This is a genomic window from Natronoarchaeum mannanilyticum (assembly GCF_039522665.1).
Taxonomy (GTDB): domain Archaea; phylum Halobacteriota; class Halobacteria; order Halobacteriales; family Natronoarchaeaceae; genus Natronoarchaeum; species Natronoarchaeum mannanilyticum.
In genome coordinates this window covers 722,934-739,969 of the sequence record NZ_BAAADV010000001.1, presented here as the reverse complement: position 1 = coordinate 739,969, position 17,036 = coordinate 722,934, and the positions used below count along the sequence as shown (strand labels likewise).

19 protein-coding genes are annotated in these 17,036 nt (G+C 69.4%); 8 read left to right on the top strand and 11 right to left on the bottom strand.

Annotated features, from left to right (window positions below; translation table 11 throughout):
• Positions 1-91 precede the first annotated feature (91 nt).
• The gene (locus tag ABDZ81_RS03950) at positions 92-868 is read left to right on the top strand and encodes a DUF5806 family protein (RefSeq protein WP_343772566.1); all 777 of its coding nucleotides are present in this window, start codon (positions 92-94) and stop codon (positions 866-868) included.
• Positions 869-893: 25 nt separating this feature from the next.
• Here the strand turns inward: ABDZ81_RS03950 and ABDZ81_RS03945 are convergent, their stop codons facing one another.
• From ABDZ81_RS03945 to ABDZ81_RS03935, 3 genes are read right to left on the bottom strand one after another with little or no spacing between them, the layout of a single operon-like run.
• Positions 894-1,688, bottom strand: coding sequence for an AAC(3) family N-acetyltransferase (locus ABDZ81_RS03945; RefSeq protein WP_343772565.1), 795 nt, complete (start codon positions 1,686-1,688; stop codon positions 894-896).
• Positions 1,689-1,730: 42 nt separating this feature from the next.
• Entirely contained in the window at positions 1,731-3,014 is a 1,284-nt protein-coding gene (locus ABDZ81_RS03940; RefSeq protein ID WP_343772564.1) for a dihydroorotase, read from the bottom strand.
• 47 nt (positions 3,015-3,061) lie between these two features.
• The gene (locus tag ABDZ81_RS03935; protein WP_343772563.1) at positions 3,062-3,742 is read right to left on the bottom strand and encodes a lipoate--protein ligase family protein; all 681 of its coding nucleotides are present in this window, start codon (positions 3,740-3,742) and stop codon (positions 3,062-3,064) included.
• A gap of 37 nt (positions 3,743-3,779) precedes the next feature.
• Between ABDZ81_RS03935 and ABDZ81_RS03930 the strand changes: the two genes are divergently transcribed.
• Positions 3,780-4,709 carry a DUF8155 domain-containing protein gene (locus ABDZ81_RS03930; protein ID WP_343772562.1) on the top strand — a complete coding sequence of 310 codons (930 nt, stop codon included), beginning with the start codon at positions 3,780-3,782 and terminating at the stop codon, positions 4,707-4,709.
• Positions 4,710-4,746: 37 nt separating this feature from the next.
• On the opposite strand, the gene ABDZ81_RS03925 is transcribed toward ABDZ81_RS03930, so the two are convergent.
• Together ABDZ81_RS03925 and ABDZ81_RS03920 are read right to left on the bottom strand one after the other, a co-directional pair.
• Positions 4,747-5,943: an outer membrane protein assembly factor BamB family protein gene (locus ABDZ81_RS03925; protein ID WP_343772561.1), complete on the bottom strand. Its 1,197-nt coding sequence runs from the start codon at positions 5,941-5,943 to the stop codon at positions 4,747-4,749.
• A 71-nt stretch (positions 5,944-6,014) separates the two neighbouring features.
• A complete protein-coding gene (locus ABDZ81_RS03920) occupies positions 6,015-6,587 on the bottom strand; it encodes a cysteine hydrolase family protein (protein ID WP_343772560.1) in 573 nt (190 codons plus the stop codon).
• A gap of 149 nt (positions 6,588-6,736) precedes the next feature.
• Here ABDZ81_RS03920 and ABDZ81_RS03915 point away from each other — a divergent pair, with 149 nt between their 5' ends.
• Positions 6,737-6,979 (top strand): PRC-barrel domain-containing protein, encoded by a 243-nt coding sequence (locus ABDZ81_RS03915; RefSeq protein ID WP_343772559.1) that lies wholly within the window; start codon positions 6,737-6,739, stop codon positions 6,977-6,979.
• A complete protein-coding gene (locus ABDZ81_RS03910) occupies positions 6,980-7,444 on the top strand; it encodes an NOB1 family endonuclease (protein WP_343772558.1) in 465 nt (154 codons plus the stop codon).
• Here the strand turns inward: ABDZ81_RS03910 and ABDZ81_RS03905 are convergent.
• Complete coding sequence (locus ABDZ81_RS03905; protein WP_343772557.1) at positions 7,441-7,572, bottom strand: ribbon-helix-helix protein, CopG family; 132 nt, start codon at positions 7,570-7,572, stop codon at positions 7,441-7,443. The two genes, ABDZ81_RS03910 and ABDZ81_RS03905, sit on opposite strands and share 4 nt — an antisense overlap.
• A gap of 193 nt (positions 7,573-7,765) precedes the next feature.
• Here ABDZ81_RS03905 and ABDZ81_RS03900 point away from each other — a divergent pair, with 193 nt between their 5' ends.
• The 3 genes from ABDZ81_RS03900 to ABDZ81_RS03890 all read left to right on the top strand — a co-directional run bounded on the left by ABDZ81_RS03900 (position 7,766) and on the right by ABDZ81_RS03890 (position 12,196).
• A complete protein-coding gene (locus ABDZ81_RS03900; protein WP_343772556.1) occupies positions 7,766-9,424 on the top strand; it encodes an Hvo_1808 family surface protein in 1,659 nt (552 codons plus the stop codon).
• 62 nt (positions 9,425-9,486) lie between these two features.
• Positions 9,487-11,016 (top strand): Hvo_1808 family surface protein, encoded by a 1,530-nt coding sequence (locus ABDZ81_RS03895; protein WP_343772555.1) that lies wholly within the window; start codon positions 9,487-9,489, stop codon positions 11,014-11,016.
• 31 nt (positions 11,017-11,047) lie between these two features.
• Complete coding sequence (locus ABDZ81_RS03890; protein WP_343772554.1) at positions 11,048-12,196, top strand: nicotinate phosphoribosyltransferase; 1,149 nt, start codon at positions 11,048-11,050, stop codon at positions 12,194-12,196.
• 10 nt (positions 12,197-12,206) lie between these two features.
• Here ABDZ81_RS03890 and ABDZ81_RS03885 read toward each other — a convergent pair whose 3' ends face one another.
• The 3 genes from ABDZ81_RS03885 to ABDZ81_RS03875 all read right to left on the bottom strand — a co-directional run bounded on the left by ABDZ81_RS03885 (position 12,207) and on the right by ABDZ81_RS03875 (position 14,045).
• A complete protein-coding gene (locus ABDZ81_RS03885; protein WP_343772553.1) occupies positions 12,207-12,977 on the bottom strand; it encodes a TSUP family transporter in 771 nt (256 codons plus the stop codon).
• 131 nt (positions 12,978-13,108) lie between these two features.
• A complete protein-coding gene (locus ABDZ81_RS03880) occupies positions 13,109-13,720 on the bottom strand; it encodes a TIGR00296 family protein (protein ID WP_343772552.1) in 612 nt (203 codons plus the stop codon).
• A 154-nt stretch (positions 13,721-13,874) separates the two neighbouring features.
• Complete coding sequence (locus ABDZ81_RS03875) at positions 13,875-14,045, bottom strand: hypothetical protein (protein WP_343772551.1); 171 nt, start codon at positions 14,043-14,045, stop codon at positions 13,875-13,877.
• A 166-nt stretch (positions 14,046-14,211) separates the two neighbouring features.
• Here ABDZ81_RS03875 and ABDZ81_RS03870 point away from each other — a divergent pair, with 166 nt between their 5' ends.
• On the top strand, positions 14,212-15,054 hold the full coding sequence (locus tag ABDZ81_RS03870) for a polyprenyl synthetase family protein (protein ID WP_343772550.1): 843 nt from the start codon (positions 14,212-14,214) through the stop codon (positions 15,052-15,054).
• 88 nt (positions 15,055-15,142) lie between these two features.
• Here the strand turns inward: ABDZ81_RS03870 and ABDZ81_RS03865 are convergent, their stop codons facing one another.
• Positions 15,143-15,844 (bottom strand): hypothetical protein, encoded by a 702-nt coding sequence (locus ABDZ81_RS03865; RefSeq protein ID WP_343772549.1) that lies wholly within the window; start codon positions 15,842-15,844, stop codon positions 15,143-15,145.
• Positions 15,845-15,904: 60 nt separating this feature from the next.
• Positions 15,905-16,993, bottom strand: a complete 1,089-nt coding sequence (locus ABDZ81_RS03860) for a DUF373 family protein (protein ID WP_343772548.1) — start codon at positions 16,991-16,993, stop codon at positions 15,905-15,907.
• Between the last annotated feature and the right edge of the window lie 43 nt (positions 16,994-17,036).

The following is a 17,036-nucleotide window of genomic DNA, read 5'->3' as shown; positions in this document are numbered from 1 at the left end:
CGCAGGTTCTTGGCGTCGGGCGCGCTGCGAGTCCAGTGCGCTCCACCTCCCCACGACAACGCTTTTAGGGGGTGCACGGCAACGTCTCGCCATGTCCGACGAGTCGCCGAATCCCTCTGCCGACCGAGACGATCTTTCTGCGGACCGCTCCGACGATCCGGACGGATCTGTCACGACGACCGAACCCGAATCCCGTTCCGAGGACCGGGACGACGCCGCGGTGTCGCCCGACGCCGACGGACAGGACGCCGAGGCGTCGCCCGACGCCGACGACGCACCGGCTGCCCAGCCCTCCGTTCCGGACGCCGACGCGGCGTCGGGCGGCGACGACGCGCCCGACGTCCCGCCGGACGTCCAGAAGTACGCGCGGTTCAAGAAGATGGACGGCGCGCAGTACGACCGGGTCAACGAGTTCCTCCGGGAGCGCACGTACGTCACCGCCCGCGAGTGGGCGATTGCGCGCCTCTGCGCGGACTTCCGGACCGAGACGGGCGTCGAGATGACCAAGATCGGCGAGAACCTGCCCGAGCTGGTTCCTTTCATGACCGACACGTACACGCCCCAGGCGGTCAACCAGGCCCGCTCGTCGTTCGAGGAGAAGGTCCGGAAAGCCGGCGCGACCTTCCTCTACGGCGCGATGTGCGACTTCTTCACCGCCGAAGAACTGGACGACGTGATGTACGAGGCGACCGAGGTTGCCAAGTTCCTGCTGGAGGTCGAGGGCGTCGATCTCACTGTCGAGGAGGAGCTGGACGCCGAAGATCGGATCTCGGCGGTGATGCGGGACGTCCGCGAGTCCAGCGCCGAACTGCGCCACGACCACTCGGAGTGTCCCGAGTGCGGTCACGACCTGACGGCGGACGACTGAGTCACCGGCCCTGATCCCCGGCGGGTCAGCGCACCAGGTAGTACGGATCGTCCTCGATCTTGGGCTCCAGCGCGTCGAGCAGCTCGTCGGCCCGGACCGAGATGACCGTGAGGCCGTTGAGATCGAACAGGTCGAGCACGCCCTCCTCCATCAGATCGCGCTGGACGCCGACGCGGTTCCAGTAGTAGACGTACTTGTTCTTGCTGTAGTTGCGCTGGATCACGTCCTCGCGCTCCCCGTCTTCGTACTCCACGGTCCCCTCGACCTCGACGGTTTCGGCGTAGGGGACGTCCAGCACGCGCTCGACGTAGTGGAGCTGGGTCGAGACGAGCCACGGCGTCCCGACGTTGAGGATACGGACGCCGTCGTCGGCGAGCTTGCCGAAGCAGCCGTCGGGCGCGAACGTGTCGCGGTGGGTCCGGCCCTCGAAGCGGTAGTCCCCCCGCACGAGAATCGAGTGCAGCGGATCGCACGTCCGGTAGTCGGCGTCGTCGAAGAACAGGCTCGCAAAGGCGCCGACGGCCGGCTCGGTCTCCTGACGGTGGAAGTGGCCCGTCTCGCGGAACGACTGGGTGTAGCCCGGCGTCAGGATCGACTCGAACTCGGCGTCGAGCCGATCGAGCAGGAACTCGTAGGGGTTGCCGTCGAACGCCGCGCTCACGTCGCTCAGACCGGCGTGGACGAAGACGGCGTCCTCGTCGTACTCTGCGAGGATCGACTCGAACAGCTCGGGGGAGGCGGGGCCGGTCGGCTCGTCGCGCTGCTTGCGGACGTAGTGCGTCGCGCTGCGCCAGAGCGTCTCCGGCAGGTGGGCGACCATCACCCCGAGACTCCCCCTCGACGCGGGTTAGTTATGACTCGCTTATCGGCGGACGTTCCGCCCGACGGCGGTGCCAAAGTTTCCGTTTCGGTAGACGATTTCGCCCCGGACGAGCGTGAGTTCCGGGAACACGCCGCGCCGGCCCTCGAACGGCGTCCACTCGCACTTCGAGTTCAGATCCTCGCCCCGGATTTTCTGACTACTTTCGGGATCGAACAGCACGAGGTCGGCGTCGCGCCCCTCCTCGATCTGCCCCTTGCTCGGCAGGTCGAAGATGTCGGCGGGATTGGCGGCGATCAGGTCCCGGACGCGCTCGTAGGAGAGGTTCTCCTGTCTGGCTTCCTCCAGCAGGAGGGGGAGCATCGTCTCGACGCCGGGGACGCCGCTGGGCGCGTCCCAGAGCCCGGCCTCCTTCTCCTCGCGGGTGTGGGGCGCGTGATCGGTCGCGATCACGTCGACCGTCCCGTCGGCCACGCGCTCGTAGACGGCCTCGCGGCGCTCGGCCGATCGCAGCGGCGGGTTCATCCGGCCGTACGTGCCCAGCTCGCCGAGGTCCTCGCGCGAGAGAAAGAGGTGGTGCGGCGTCACCTCGCAGGTCGCGCCGCCGGCGCTCGCGGCGTCGATCCCCTCGGGCGTGCTCGTGTGGGCGATGTGCACGTCGGCGTCGCTGTCGCCGCCGACCTCGACCGCGCGCTCGACCGCGGCTTCCTCGGCTTCGGCTGCCCGGAACGCGCTCCAGAGGTCGGCGTTTGCCGCCTCGCCCTCGCCGCCGGCGTCGGCATCCCGCGCGGACTGGTCGAACAGATCGGCGTCCTCGGCGTGGACGGTGACGGTCACGTCGTTCTCGGCAGCCCGCGCGACGGCGTCGCCGAACAGGTCGGCGTCGATCCCCATGTCGCCGGTCGAGTCCGCGAGAAACACCTCGCCGAGCGCGAACAGCGGCCGGTCGAACAGCTCGTCGGGATTCCAACTCTCCGTGACGCCGCCGTTGATCCCGTAGTCGACGTACGACGCCGCGGCGAGGTCGGCCTTCTCGTCGAAGCCGGCGCCGTCGACCGTCGCCGGGTCGGTGTTTGGTTGGTCGACGACGGTCGTCACGCCGCCCGCGGCGGCGCTTCGCGAGCCGGTCTCCCAGGTCTCCTTGTGCGAGTAGCCCGGCTGGCGGAAGTGGACGTGAACGTCGATCGCGCCCGGAAAGAGTCGCTTGCCCGCGGCGTCGACGTCCGGCTCGCCCGACAGCGAGGGCTCGACGGCGTCGATCTCCCCGTCGGCGATCCGGACGTCGCGCTCGCGGCCGTCCGGCAGCGTGGCGTTGGCGATGAGCATACTCGCTCTCGTCGGGGCGCGCCCCTAAACGTCCCGGAAGCGCGCGGTTACGAGATCCGCTCGATCGTCGCCTCTCGGCTCCCGATGACGGCGTCCTCGATTGCTCGTGCGACCGTCTCCGGATCGTCCGGTCCGCCCGCGTCCGCGACCGACCCCACCGTCTCGGGATCGAACGGGACGCCGAGCGCGCCGTAGACGGGGGCGAGCACGTCGGCGATCTCGCTGCGCTCGTCGACCATCACGACGGACGCGACGAGCGCGGCCTCTTGTTTGACGCGCTGGGCGACGCCGGCGATCTTCCGATCTTCGGCCTGTAGCGAGTGCGTTCCGGGGCAGAACGAGTTCGGCGGCTCGCCCGGTTCGGCGTCGACGCCGAGGCGTCCCAGCGCGGCGCGGAGCTGGTCGACCGCCTCGTCATAGCGCTCGTCGAGCCCCTGTCGAATGTCGTCGATCGGGCGGGCGTGCGCGACCGCGAGCGTCGTGCCTGTGTAGGCCACCGCCCGCCCGCCGACGCTGCGCTCGACCGGCTCGAACCCGCGCTCGCCGGCGGCGCGCCGCGCTCCCTCGTACCCCTCGGCGTTTGCGTCCCGACGCCCGAACGCGACCTGCCGGTGGGGCCGCCAGACGCGAAGCCCGGGCTCGCCGGTTTCTCCCGTCCGCGCCAGCAGCTCGGCGGTCGCTTCGGCGTCGGCCTCGGGCGTCGCGGCCCGCCCGCGGAGCACGCGCATGACCGGGACTAAGAGCCGGCGGCCCTAAGAACGCCCGATGGCCGTCACGCTGCCCGAGGAGACCATTTCGCGCTACCGCCGGTTCTCGCTGTACAACTCGCCGTTCGACGCCCACGACCGGGGCCGGGCGATCGACCTGTACCCGGCCGCCGGCGAGACCGTGGCGCCCAGCCCGGTCGCCGGCGAGGTGGTCGACACTCGGACCGTTCGGGCGCCGCCGAAGCCGTACGCGGCCGAGCACGACCACCTGATCGTAGTCGACCAGGGCGACCGCATCGCCCGGATCCTGCACGTCGAGCCCGCCGTCGAACCGGGCGAGTCGATTGCGGTGGGCGACCCGCTGGGCGAACTGGTGCGAGCGGGGTTCTTCGCGCCGTGGGTTCCGAATCACATCCATCTGGGCTTCCGGTCGGCCGACGCGAACCCCTACCGGGCGGCGGGCTCGCTGCGCGTCGAGCCGGCCGTCGGCGTCGAACCGCTGGCGTGGGACGGCGCCGGCCGCGTCGTCGAGCGCGGCGAGACGTTCGTCGTCCTCGACGAGCCCGCTCATCCGGCTCCGGGCGAGCGCTTCGTCGGGATGGCGACGGGAGGAACCGACAGTGACGACCGGCCGATCGGCGTTCTCGACGGCGGCTTCCCGCACTACGAGGGCGGCGGTCTGCTGTCGGCCGACGCCGGAGCGGGGCACCCGTCGACAGACGCCGACGGTGACGCTACGCCGAGCGGGGCAGACGCCGGATCGGCCGCGGCGTCCGCGAGCGATCGCCCCGTCACGTTGGCGGGCCACCGGGTGGGCGTCGCGACGGGTCGCCACGTCACCTGGGGCGGCGTGACGGTGCTGGCCAACGGCGAACCGATCACCGGCATCGCGCTGTTTGCGGCCCGCGACGAGTTCGGCGCGAAGCTGATCTGTCCCGACGTCCCGTTCGATGTCGGAGATCGGGTACGCGTCGAGATCGGTCACTGAGGACGACGGTCGGCCGGAACGTCGAATCGGGGGCGGATCACTCCAGCGCGAGCAGGTGGTAAGTTCGCTCGCCCGTCTGGGCGATCACGTAGACGGTTCCGTCGTCCAGCACCGGTCCCGGCCCGACGCGGCCGTGGAAGGATTTCTCGAAGCGCACCGCCGGTTGGTCGGGCGTCCCCGATCCCGGCGTCGGGTCGAGCGCGTACAGGCGGCCGCCGCCGACGAACAGCGTGTCCCGTCCCAGCGCCGGCGCGGTCCAGCGCCAGTCGCCGGTGTCGTACTCCCAGAGCGAGTCGCCGGAGTCCGGATCGATCGCCCGGAGACCGTTCGTCCCGGTGGTGTAGACGAACTGGTGGACCGCGATCCCGGCGCTCGCCCAACCCGTTTCGGCGTGCCAGTCGATATCCAGTCGGGGCGATCGCTCCATATCGATACCGTACGTCGCTCCGTCGAGGCAGTTGACGTACAGCGCGTCAACGTCGGCGGTGAGCGGCGCTTCGGGGACGGCAGGAAGGCTCCACCGCCCGAAGCCCGTTCCGTCGTGTCCGAGCAGGTAGACGTAGCCCGCTTCCGTGGCGAACGCGCACCCCATCTGGCTGACGTACGCCGGCGGGCCGAGGACCCGCCCGAACGCGTCGCGCGACCACTCGACGCCGTTCGTTTCCGGATCGATCTTGTACACCGCTTCGCCGACGGGCACGTAGAGGCCCTCTCCGGGAAACAGTGCCGGGACGCCGACGGACTCGTTCTCGGAGAGCGTCAGTTCCCACGCAGTATCGCCCGTTTCGGCGTCGAGCGCGAGCAGGCGTCCCTCGGCGCCGGCGTACACGACGCCGTCCCGGACGACCGGCGTCGTCTCGACGTCGGGGTGACGCCACAGTTCTGACCCGTCGTCGGCGTCGTACGCGCTGAGATCGGTGAAGCAGTGATAGACCCGACCGTCCGCGGCCACCGGCTCCCGGTACGCGCTTCCGGCGACCTCGACGCGCCACCGCTCGGCGACGCCGTCGACCGGCGCGCGACCGTCGCCGACCGCGCGGGCGTTGCTGGCGTTGCAGCCAAAACTCGACCACTCGCCGTCGGCGCCGTGGAGGTCGCTTCTCGGTTCCGGCGGATCGTCGACCCCGGCTTCGGGCGGCTCGTCGGCCGAGGGCGACCCGTGGATGTAGCTACAGCCCGCGAGCGGGACGCCGGCCGCACCGACCGCGGCGAGATATCGTCGTCTGGAGGGCATCTGCCGGGGACGTCCCGCTCCAGACCCGTAAATTCCTCGCCGGCGGGACCGTATCCATCGCTACCCGGGCGTCAGACGAACTCGACGTCCTCGCGGTCGACGATCTCACCGAATAGCCAGTCGGCGTGCTCCAGCGCGTACTCCTTGTGGTCGTCCTCGATCGCGCCGATGGCGTCCTCGACGAGCAGCGGGCGGTAGTCCCGCAGCCCGGCGCTCCCGCCGGTGTGCAGCACGCAGACGTTCGCCAGCGTGCCACAGAGCACCAGATCGTCGACGCCGCGGGCGCTCAGCCAGCCGTCGAGCTGGGTCTCGTGGAACGCGTCGTAGGTGTGTTTCTCGACGACCAGATCCTCCTCGCGGACATCCAGCCCATCGACGATCTCGGTCTCCCAGCTTCCCTCGACGACGTGCTCGCCCCAGCGCTCGAACTCGTCGTAGTAGTGGTTCCCCTCGAACTGCTCGGGCGGGTGGACGTCGCGGGTGTAGACGACACGCGCGCCGGCGTCGCGCGCCCGGTCGACCAGTTCGGCGATCGGTTCGATCGCGGCCTCGCTCCCCGGGGCGTAGAGGCTGCCGTCGGGGTGGGCGAACCCGTTTTGCATGTCCACCACGACGATCGCGGCGGCGTCGGGATCGAGTTCCATACCCGGTGGTAGCGACCCGCACGGAAAAAATCTCGCGGAGCGACGCTCGTAATCTCGACCGATTCGTCCGCCCGGCGACATCTTTCCGACGGTCCCCGACGGAAAGGATGCCCGTGGAGTTTATAGTACAGCAGCCGAAAGCCGGTGGTATGCCCGACATACTCGCCGAGAACCTCTCGGGGAAGGCCGTCATGGGGAGCGACGGAACCGAACTCGGAATGCTGTACAACATCACGATGGATCTCAAGAGCGGCGAGCTCGACGAGGTCCTGATCGAACCGGACGAGGAGACGACGCGCAACGTGAGCCTCGACACCGACGAAGCGGGCCGATACAGGGTGCCCGTCCAGGCCGTGCAGGCGGTCAAGGATTACATCGTCGTCAGCCGCTAAATGTACGTTCTCGACTCTTCCGCGTTCATCAACGAGTATCACACGACGGAGGACACCGCCTCGATCCCGCTGGTTCGGGAGGAGCTCGAAGACGAGAGCGCCTACCGGTACGACGCGATGGAGGGCTCGGGGATGCACGTCCACATCCCCGGCGAGGAGACCGTCGAGACGGTCGAGCGCGCCGCCCGCGAGAGCGGCGACTTCGAGGAGCTGTCGAGCACTGACGTCAGGCTGATCGCCGCGACGTTCGAGCTCGACGGCACGCTGGTCACCGACGACTACGCGATGCAGAACGTCGCCGACAAGCTCAACGTCGCGGTCGAGGTGATCGCCCGCGAGGGGATCGACGAGCAACGCGACTGGCGGTTCCAGTGCCAGGGCTGCGGCCGCGAGTTCGACGAGAGCAAGGATCGCTGTCCGATCTGCGGCAGCTCGCTGTCCCGGAAGAACCCCTCGAACGCCTAATCCTCCTCCAGCGCCTCGCGCAGCAGCTGGCGGATGACCTCTTGCTCGGTCAGGTCGTACTCCCGGGCGAGCGCCTCGACCCGGTCGCCGAGGTCGTCGTCGCAGACGACGGAGTACCGGCGGGGCATCGACAGTCGGTTCGCAGGCTCGGGGGAAAAAGGTCAGTCAGACGGCCGTCATACCTTCTTCCGTGCGGAATGATCACCGAAACGAACGCCCGGTGAACGGTCCTGCAGGCGCCGAAGATCGGCCCTGCGGGCGCCTCACGACGATCCCCGTCGAATGCCATACTTTTTGTGCGACTGTCACGTCCACTCACGCATGCGCCAGTTCCTCGCCGTCGGCGCGGCGCTGCTGTTCGTGCTGTCGGGCGTCGCGGCCCCCGCCGCGGCGGCGCCGGCATCGAGCGTCCAGCCTTCGGGTGGGGTTGTGCACACGGTCGCCCCCGCACAGCAGGCCGACGCCGCGGCGCCGTCGACATCCCTCCAGCAGTCTGCCCCGATCGGCGACTGCGCCGTCTCGCCGCCCGAGGACCGCGCCGATCCCGACGAGGACGTCCTCGGCTGGTCGGAAGGGTACTGGTACAACGAGTCGATCGCCGTCAACGACTCCGACGGACTCAACGAGAGCGAACTCGACGCCCTCGTCGCGCGCACGCAAGCCCGCGTCGAGGCGGTCCGCTGTCTGGAGTTCGAGGAAGACGTCGATGTCGAGATCAGAACCCGGTCGGAGTTCCAGAACTCCTCGGCGTTCGGCAACATCACCGAGAGCCAGCGCCAGTTCGAGAACGTCACCTACGAGGCGCTGATGCTCGTCGGCGCCGACGAGGACGCGGTCGAAGTCCAGCAGGAGAACCTCGGCGCGGGTGTCGGCGGCTACTACGATCCCGTGACCGATCGCCTCGTCGTCGTCACCGACGACCCCGAGGCCGTCCAGTTCTCCGAGCCCGTCCTCGCCCACGAGCTGGTCCACGCCGTTCAGGACCAGCAGTTCAACCTCACGCGCTTCGACGCGCGGACGCTCGACGATTCCAACGCCGAGAACGGGCTGATCGAGGGCGACGCCCGCTACGTCGAGACGATCTACCGTAACGCCTGCGAGGGTAACTGGTCGGGCACCTGCCGCACCGTCGAGAGCGGGGAGGGGCCCTCCGCCGGCGACCTCGCGAACCTCCCGCTGTACCTGCTTTCCTTCCAGCCCTACAGCGACGGACCGGCGTTCGTCGAGCACCTCCGCGAGGGCGGCAACTGGAGCGCCGTCGATCGGGCCTACGATCGAGCGCCCAACACGAGCCAGGAGGTGATGTACCCCGATCGGTACCCGAACGAGACCACGCAAAACATCTCCGCGCCCAACCGAACAGCCGACCGGTGGGAGCAACTGTCAGTCGAAGGTCGCCCGAACTACGGCATCGCCGGCGAGCCCGCCGTGTTCATGATGTTCGCGGCGCCGACGTTCAAGTACGAGGAGCCAGAGTTCGTCCGGGCCAACGAGTTCCTCTCGGGCGGCCAGAACTCCCTGGACCCCTACGACTACTCGGCGCCGCCCTCCGACGGCTGGAACGGCGACCGGCTCACGCCCTACCGGAACGACGACAACGAGACGGGCTACGTCTGGCAGCTCGCCTGGGAGTCGCCCGCCGAGGCCGAGGAGTTCGCGGGCGCCTACGGCGAACTGTTGCGGTACTACGACGCAGATCCGGTCGACGGTCGGGCGGACACGTACGAGCTGTCCGGTGAGTTCGAGGGCGCCTACTCCGTCCAGCTGAACGGCTCGACCGTCCGGATCGTCCACGCGCCGACCGTCGAGGAACTCCAGCAGCTCGACCCCGACGCGGCGCCCGAGGGCGAGTCCAACCTCACCGACTCCGACGCCCACACCGACGAGCAGGACCCCATCCCCGGCTTCGGCGCCGCGGCGTCCGCGGCGGCGCTGATCGGCGCGGCGCTGCTCGCAGTGCGGCGCGCCGTTCGGAACTGACTCGAGCGCGACCGACGCCGCGGACCGGCCATTTTATCACGTCTCTCCCGTACCGTCGAGCCATGCATGGACGGGCCGCGGCGCTGCTCGCGGTGCTCGCGATCGCGCTGTTGGCGGGGTGTTCCGGCCTACCGACGGCGCCGGGCGCCGACGGCGCCCCCGGCGAGGACGATGCGAGCGCTCGCGAGCTGACCGACGACGAGCTCGGGCTGGTCGACGGCTACCGCTGGAACGAGTCGATCGCCGTCGACGGCTCCGACGGGCTCTCCGAGGCCGAGCTCGACGCCGTCGTCGCGCGGGCGATGGCCCGGATCGAGCGAGATCGCGGGCTGAACTTCGAGCGCACGGTCCCGGTCGACGTCGTCTCGCGCGCGGAGTACCGCGAGTCGTCGAGCGGCCTCTTCGGGTCGTACGACGCGGTCGACACGGTCGCCTGGCGCGCTTCCTTTATCGTCGGCGACGAGGGCAACGTCACCGCGGCGTTCGACGAGCTGTACGGCTCGTCTGTGGCGGGCTACTACACCTCCGCCGGTGGCGGCAAGATCGTCATCGTCAGCGACGACCCAGACGCGGTCCGGATCGATCGGTCGACGCTCGTCCACGAGCTCGTCCACGCTCTGCAGGACCAGCAGTTCGGCATCGCGCGGGCGACCGACACGCGCGACGAGCGGCTCGCCTGGAACGGCCTGATCGAGGGGGAAGCGAACTACCTGATGCAGCGCTACGACGCCGACTGCGGCGCGGCGTTCGAGTGCGTCGACGTCTCGACCGACGGCCGAGGTCCCGCCTCGGAGTCGCTGAACATGGGGCTGTACCTGACGACGTTCCTGCCCTACAGCGACGGGCCGGCGTTCGTCGACGACCTTCACGAACGAGGCGGCTGGGACGCCGTCGACCGGGCGTACGAGAATCCGCCGACGAGCACCGCCCAGATCATCCATCCCGAGCGCTACCCCGACGACCCGCCGCGCGAGGTCACCGTCACCGACCGCAGTGACGGCGAGTGGGAGCGGTTCGGGGCGAGCGGATCCGATGAGGACGGGAGCGGTGAGAGCGGTGAGACCGTCGAGAGCAGCGAGAGCGACGCTCGCACCGAACGCCTCGGCGAGGCGTCGCTGTTCGCGGGGCTCTGGCACAACGGCGTGATCGGCTACCAGTACCCCTTCTCGGCGTCCGGCGAGCACACGATCTACCGGTACGAGCACCCGATCACCGACGGCTGGGACGGCGACGTACTGGTTCCGTACCGCGACGGCGACGGCCGGACGGGCTACGTGCTCCGGACGGCCTGGACGAACGCCTCGGAGGCGACGGCGTTCCGCGGCGGCTACGAGCGACTGCTGGATTCGCAGAACGCGACCGAGGTATCGGCGGGGGTCTATCGCGTTCCCGAGAGCGCCTCCTTCACCGGCGCGTACCGCGTGACCCGGACTGACGACGTCGTGACGATCGTCCACGCCCCGACGGTCGACGCGCTCGACGGCGTTCACGCCCCGACGGTCGCGGCAGCCGAAACGGCCGCTCGCGATTCGGTAGCGGCGTCGCCCGTCGAGTCGGACGCCGCTGGCGCCGCGGCGCCCGCGAACGGATAGCTTTTCCTCCGGCCTCGCGCAACTCTCCTGCATGAGCGGCCCATTCGACACGGTGTCCGACGAGGCGATCGGGGAGGGCACCGCGACCGACGCGTACTTCCGGCGGACCGAGCGGACGCTCGAACACGCCGGGAAGAACCCTCGCGTCGTCGCGGAAGTGACCGTCGACCAGTTTCCCACGGGGGAGTTCGACGCCCTCGCGGGCGTGAAAGACGTCGCCAACCTCTTCGAGGGCAGGGCGGTTGACGTCGATGCCATCCCGGAGGGCCGGCTGTTCGACGGCGGCCCGGTGATGCGCATCGAGGGGCCGTACCTGGAGTTCGCGCGCTTCGAGACGTCGCTGCTGGGCTTTCTCTCGCAGGCCAGCGCGTTCGCGACGCGCGCGCTGGAAGCGAGGCGGGCCGCCCCGGACTCGCAGGTGCTGTCCTTCGGTGCGCGCCACGTCCACCCCGCGATCACGCCGCTGGTCGAGCGCGCCGGCCTCCTCGCTGGGATGGACGGATTCTCCCACGTCGCCGCCGGGGAGGTGCTGGGCCGCGAGGCCGGCGGGACGATGCCTCACGCCCTGATGCTGCTCTTCGGGAAGGGCGAGCAGGAGGCCGCCTGGCGGGCGTTCGACGAGGCGGTCGGCGAAGACGTGCCCCGCGTCGCGCTCTGCGACACGTTCACCGACGAAGTCGACGAGACGCTACGGGCGGCCGCCGCGCTCGGCGACGATCTCGACAGCGTGCGCATCGACACGACGGGCTCGCGCCGCGGCGATTTCAGGCACATCGTCCGCGAGGTGCGCTGGGAACTCGACGCCGTCGGCCGGGAGGACGTCGACATTTTCGTCAGCGGCGGTATCACGCCCGACGCCATGCGGAGCCTGCGGGACATCGTCGACGGGTTCGGCGTCGGCAGCTACGTCACGAACGCCGACCCGATGGACTTCGCGCTCGACATCGTTGCGATCGAGGGCGAGGCGATCTCCAAGCGCGGAAAGCTCTCGGGGGTCAAAGAAGTGTACCGAACGGCAGACGGCGGCCACCACGTCGGACTTGCAGACAATGAAGCTCCCGCGGACGCCGAAGCGCTGTTCGAGCCGCTCGTGCGCGACGGCGAGATCGTCGCCGAGTTCGACGTTGACGCCGCGGCCGCGCGGCTCCGGGAAGACGCAGAACTGGTCGACCTTGAGTGAACAGTCGCCGCTACAGCACCGCCGGCAGCCCGTCCAGCAGCAAGTTCGCTGCGACCGCAACCAGCAGGAGTTCGACGAACCGGTCGAACGCGCCACGGGGGACGTGCGGTCGAAGTCGATCGCCCGTCGCGACGCCCATCGAGAGGGGGACGAGAAACCCGACTCCGAGCGCCGTCTGCGAGACGCCGAACGAGCCCGTGGCGTACAGCGGCGCGATGCGGACCATCATCGTCAGCGTGAACACGAACCCGAGCGCGCCGACGAACTCGTCCTGGGAGATTTCGATCGACTGGAAGTAGCTGACGAACACCGGCCCGCCGGAGAGAAACGCCCCGGTGATGAACCCGCCGACGCCGCCCGCCAGGAGGCTGTTCTGCGGCCGGTTCGGGCCGATGCCGGGCGTCCACCGGACGTTCCGGGAGAGCAGGTACAGGGAGATGTAGCTCCCGAGCCCGATGTAGACCACGAACTCCGGCAGCAGCGTCATCCCGAGTACGCCGAGGACCGACGCGACGACGGCGATCAGGATGTGGCCCCGGTGGGTGGCGAGCACGCGACGCGGCAGCCCGCTCGTCGTCACGACGTGGACGTTCACGAGCCAGAGGGTGACCGAGAGCACGCCGAGCGCCAGCGCGGGGGAGTACAGCTTCGAGATGATCGGGACGGCGAGCAGCCCCGTCCCGAACCCGGCGATGCCTTTGACGAGACCGACGCCGAACAGGGAGAGGCTAGCGGCGATAAGGAGGACCGTAGGGTCTGGTAAGCCGGCGTTAGGGAGCATCAACGACTGCCCGGTATCTCCTTTACAGTCTAAAGCTTCCCGATATCACTGCTTTCGCTTCGAAGATATATCGGGTCGAGGATCTCTACGTTCCGAAAGTACGGCTCTCCAGGAAGTCCGCCGCGCGGCGTCTACTCGAGCTTCAGCTGCTCGACGCTGCCTTCGGGTTCGCGCTCGCGGAACGTCTGGCCCTCGAACAGCGTGACCATGACGTCCTCGCGCTGCCAGGCCTGCGGCGGCAGCCCGGCTTTTCGGCACGTCCGCCCCAGATACTCCTCGGCCGTCCAATTGTTCTCGACGGGCACCGTCGGGTAGAGCCAGCCCGTCTCGCTGCCGGCGTCGACGACGACGCCGTGGCGGCCGAGTTCGAGGTCCTCGATCGGATCGTCCGTCAGAAGGAGGTTGGTTACCGCGCAGACCGACACAGTGATATTCGACAGTTCGGCGGGTCGTACCTCCGACCCGCAGGAGTCGTCGCTTGCCGCGCGGATCGCGGCGTCGACGATGACGTGACCGAGCTGGTCGCCGCCCTGGTGAGCGCCGGCGCAGCCCCGCAGGCTCCCCCGGCCCCGCGTCGACTGCAGGCGCACGTAGGCGCCGGTTCGCGCGTAGAACGCCTCGCGCATGCTGCCGGGTTGTTCGCGGGATCCGTTCTGGACGTACGATTCGACGGCTTCCCGAGCCAGCTCCACCGCCCTCGCGCCGTCCTCGTAGGAGAGTGTGACGCTCTGAGCCTCGGACATATACACGTACCACGTCACTCAGCACCTTCAAGCCTTTCCTTCGGTTTGTTTCAACCTACCACACTGGTAGGCGCGCGACTACCGCTCTCTCGCGCCGGGTAACAGCTGCCTAAAACCGGGTGGCGGCGTCGGCATTCGACGGTCGGGGAGCCGGCTATCGCGACTGGAGATCGTCGTACGCCGTCGTCGCGACGAGCATCGTGCCCAGTAGCATCGCCGTCGCCGCGACGAGTCCCACCGTGCCGTCACCCTCCAACAGTAGCGCCAGAAATCCGCCCACGACGGTCATCTGCACGCCCGAGATCGCGGCGATGTACTTGTCCATCGGCGCAGCATCGTCTCTCTCCGAATAAAATTCCTGCGAACAGGAGGGAAACTATGCCGCGGCTCTCGCGAGAGGTCGTCCGTTCGTCGCCTCCGGCTACTTCCGGTCGGTATCGAGACGCTCCGATCCGTCACCTACTTGCCGGGCGACTCCTAACCCGGCGGTGATGGAGTTTCTGGAGCGCCGACGGACGCTCGTCGAGGATCGGCTCGAAGCCGTGATCGACGGCGTCGAGCCGTCGGAGCTGGGCGAGGAGGTCGGCCACGTCGCGCTCTCGGGGGGGAAGCGCGTCCGGCCGCTCGTGACGCTGCTGGCCTGCGAGGCCGCCGGCGGCGACGCCGAGGACGCCGTGGACTTCGGCGTCGGCGTCGAGCTGGTCCACAACGCCTCGCTGGTCGTCGACGACGTGATCGACCAGTCGGAGGTGCGCCGCGGCGTCGAGAGCGCCTGGACCGCCTTCGGCTACGGGCCGGCGATCGTCGCCAGCGACGGCCTGCTCGGCGAGGCGTTCGAGCTGTTTTCAGGCGAACCCCGCGCGATGCAGGCCGCCACCGAGGCGATGATCGAACTCGGCGAGGGCGAGGCGACCGAGCTCGTCGCGATCCCCGGCGACGAGGAAGAGTACATGGAACTCGCCCGGCGCAAGACCGGCGCGCTATTCAGGGCGGCCGCCGAACTCGGCGCGATCGCCGCCGACGCCGACCCCTTCACCGTCGAGGCGTTCGGCGAGTACGCCGAGCGCGTCGGCGTCGCCTTCCAGATCCGCGACGACGTCCTCGACGCCACCGCGGACGCCGACGACCTGGGCAAGCCGACCGGGCAGGACGCCGAGATGGGCCGGCCCTCCGTGGTCGAGGTGACGCAACTGACGACCGAGGAAGCCAACGCCAAGGCCCGCGAGGAAGCCGACCGCGCGCTGAGCGCCCTGGAACGGACCGACGCCGCGGACACCGAAGCCGGCGAGTACCTGCGCGATTTAGCCGAGTTCGTGGTCGTTCGTGAACGGTGAGCGTAGCGAACCGTGAACGCAGTTCGTGAGCGGTGAGCGTAGCGAGCCGTGAACGCAGTTCGTGAGCGGTAAGCCCGGAGGAGTCGTTTTACTGGAGCGCCGCCGCGGCCAGCTTCAACTCCGACCAGCCGCCGTCGACGAGCGCCCGAGGGAAGTTGCGACGGGCGTTCGCCAGCGCGTGGTCGAGCGCGCCGTCCGCTTCCTCGAACACGCCCGCACCGTGCCCGAACAGCACGCGCTCGACATCGAGCCTCGCGAGCTGCTCCCTGGGCGGTCGCAGGCGAATCAGCAGGTAGAGCCCGATCCGCTCGTCGCCGACCGTCGGCCGGACCGACGCCGCCATCGAGTCGGGGACGTACAGCGTCCCGTCCGACTCGCGGTAGAGAAACGCCTCGGTCCAGCCCGGGAACGGGTCGTACTCGATCGCGCGGAAGTCCGAGTTTCCGAGGTCGCCCTCGAACCGCTCGATCGGCGCGTCGGTGCGGTCCGCGCCGCGGTCGATCCACGACGGGACGTGGACGGGAACGTCGTGCCGGCGCGCGAACGCCGCGGCGTCGCGGGCGTGGTAGTCCGACAGCACCGCGACGCCAGCCACATCGCCGACGTCGGCGATCAGCTCGTCGACGCCCGGCGAGTCGATCGGATCCAGCAACCAGACGCCGTCGTCGCCCCGGACCGCGTGGCTCGCCCGCCGGCCCTCCTCGTCGGGGTGGGCGATCCAGCCGACGCCGCCCGGTCGACGGTCGATCGCCTCGAAGCCGTCGGACTCGTCGCGGTCGTAGATCGGCATACGTTCGCCGACTCGACGGCGGAGAGAAAACGTTTCGGAACGGCGTTCGATCGCAGTCGGCTACGACGCGGGCTCGGCGTCCCGCGGGAACCGCGCCTCGGCGATGGCGAACGTGAGCGTGCTGGCGATGCCCAGCAGCGTCCCGCCGGTCAGCGCTGCGGCGAGGAACGACAGATCGACGATGCCGAGCACGTACGCGCCGACGGCGTGGAGCACGACCGCGATTGCAAGCACGTAGAACGGCGCGTTGAGGTAGCGCCAGCGCAACCGCTCGGCCAGGTACTCGTCGGTGATCTGGCCGAGGCTGGTCGTCAGTCCGGCGGCCGCGAACCAGCGCACGGCGCCGTACACCAGCGCCGCGGCCACCTCGACGGCGCTCAGCGGCGCCGCGTTGCTCGACTGGAGCGTTTCGAGCTGTTCGACGCCGCTGGCGCCGCCGATCACCAGCAACACGGTGGCCACGAGGTAGGTGATCAGCGTCGCACGCCCGGCGTAGAGGCTCTTGCGAGCCTGCTCGGCCCAGCGATCGATCGACTCGCTCAGGCCCAGCCCCCGCGAGAGCAAGTAGAGCCCGAGCAGCGCCGAGGTCGTCCCGAGTACCAGCCCCGGCAGCTCGAAGTAGCTCGCCAGCACCGACAGCGGGTACATCATCAGCAGGATGCCGATCGGCACCAGCAGCGTCCCCCGCGTCTCGGGGTCGTTGAGCACCTGCTTGATCGTGTAGTACATCGATTCGAGGTCCTGTGCCTGCCGGACGACGACGCGATTGACGCCGTCGATGGCGACCCGCGAACGGATCACCGGGATCACGCTCTCGTCCTGGGCGCCGTCGGTGACGACCAGCGCCCGAACCTCCTCGCTGGTCGAGAGGCTCGCCAGCACGGTGTCGACCTCCTCGCCGACCGCGCGGTTGGCCGCGACGTCGCTCCCGTCGGTCCCCGTCACGGCGGCGACCTCGACGGCCTCGTCCTCGATACCTTCGGCGATGTGGAGCCCCTGGAACAGCACGTTGACGTCGCTGTCCTCGGGATCGGCCGTCGCCAGCGCGACCGCGGCTTCCCGCACCGGCTCCTCGCCGATCACGGGCGAACCGACCGAGGTCTTCCGACCCAGGTCGTCGTCGAGGTCGACGCACAGCACCAGCAGCATCGGTCGACGCTACGTCGCGGTCCGCTTTTATCTTTGTGCAAGC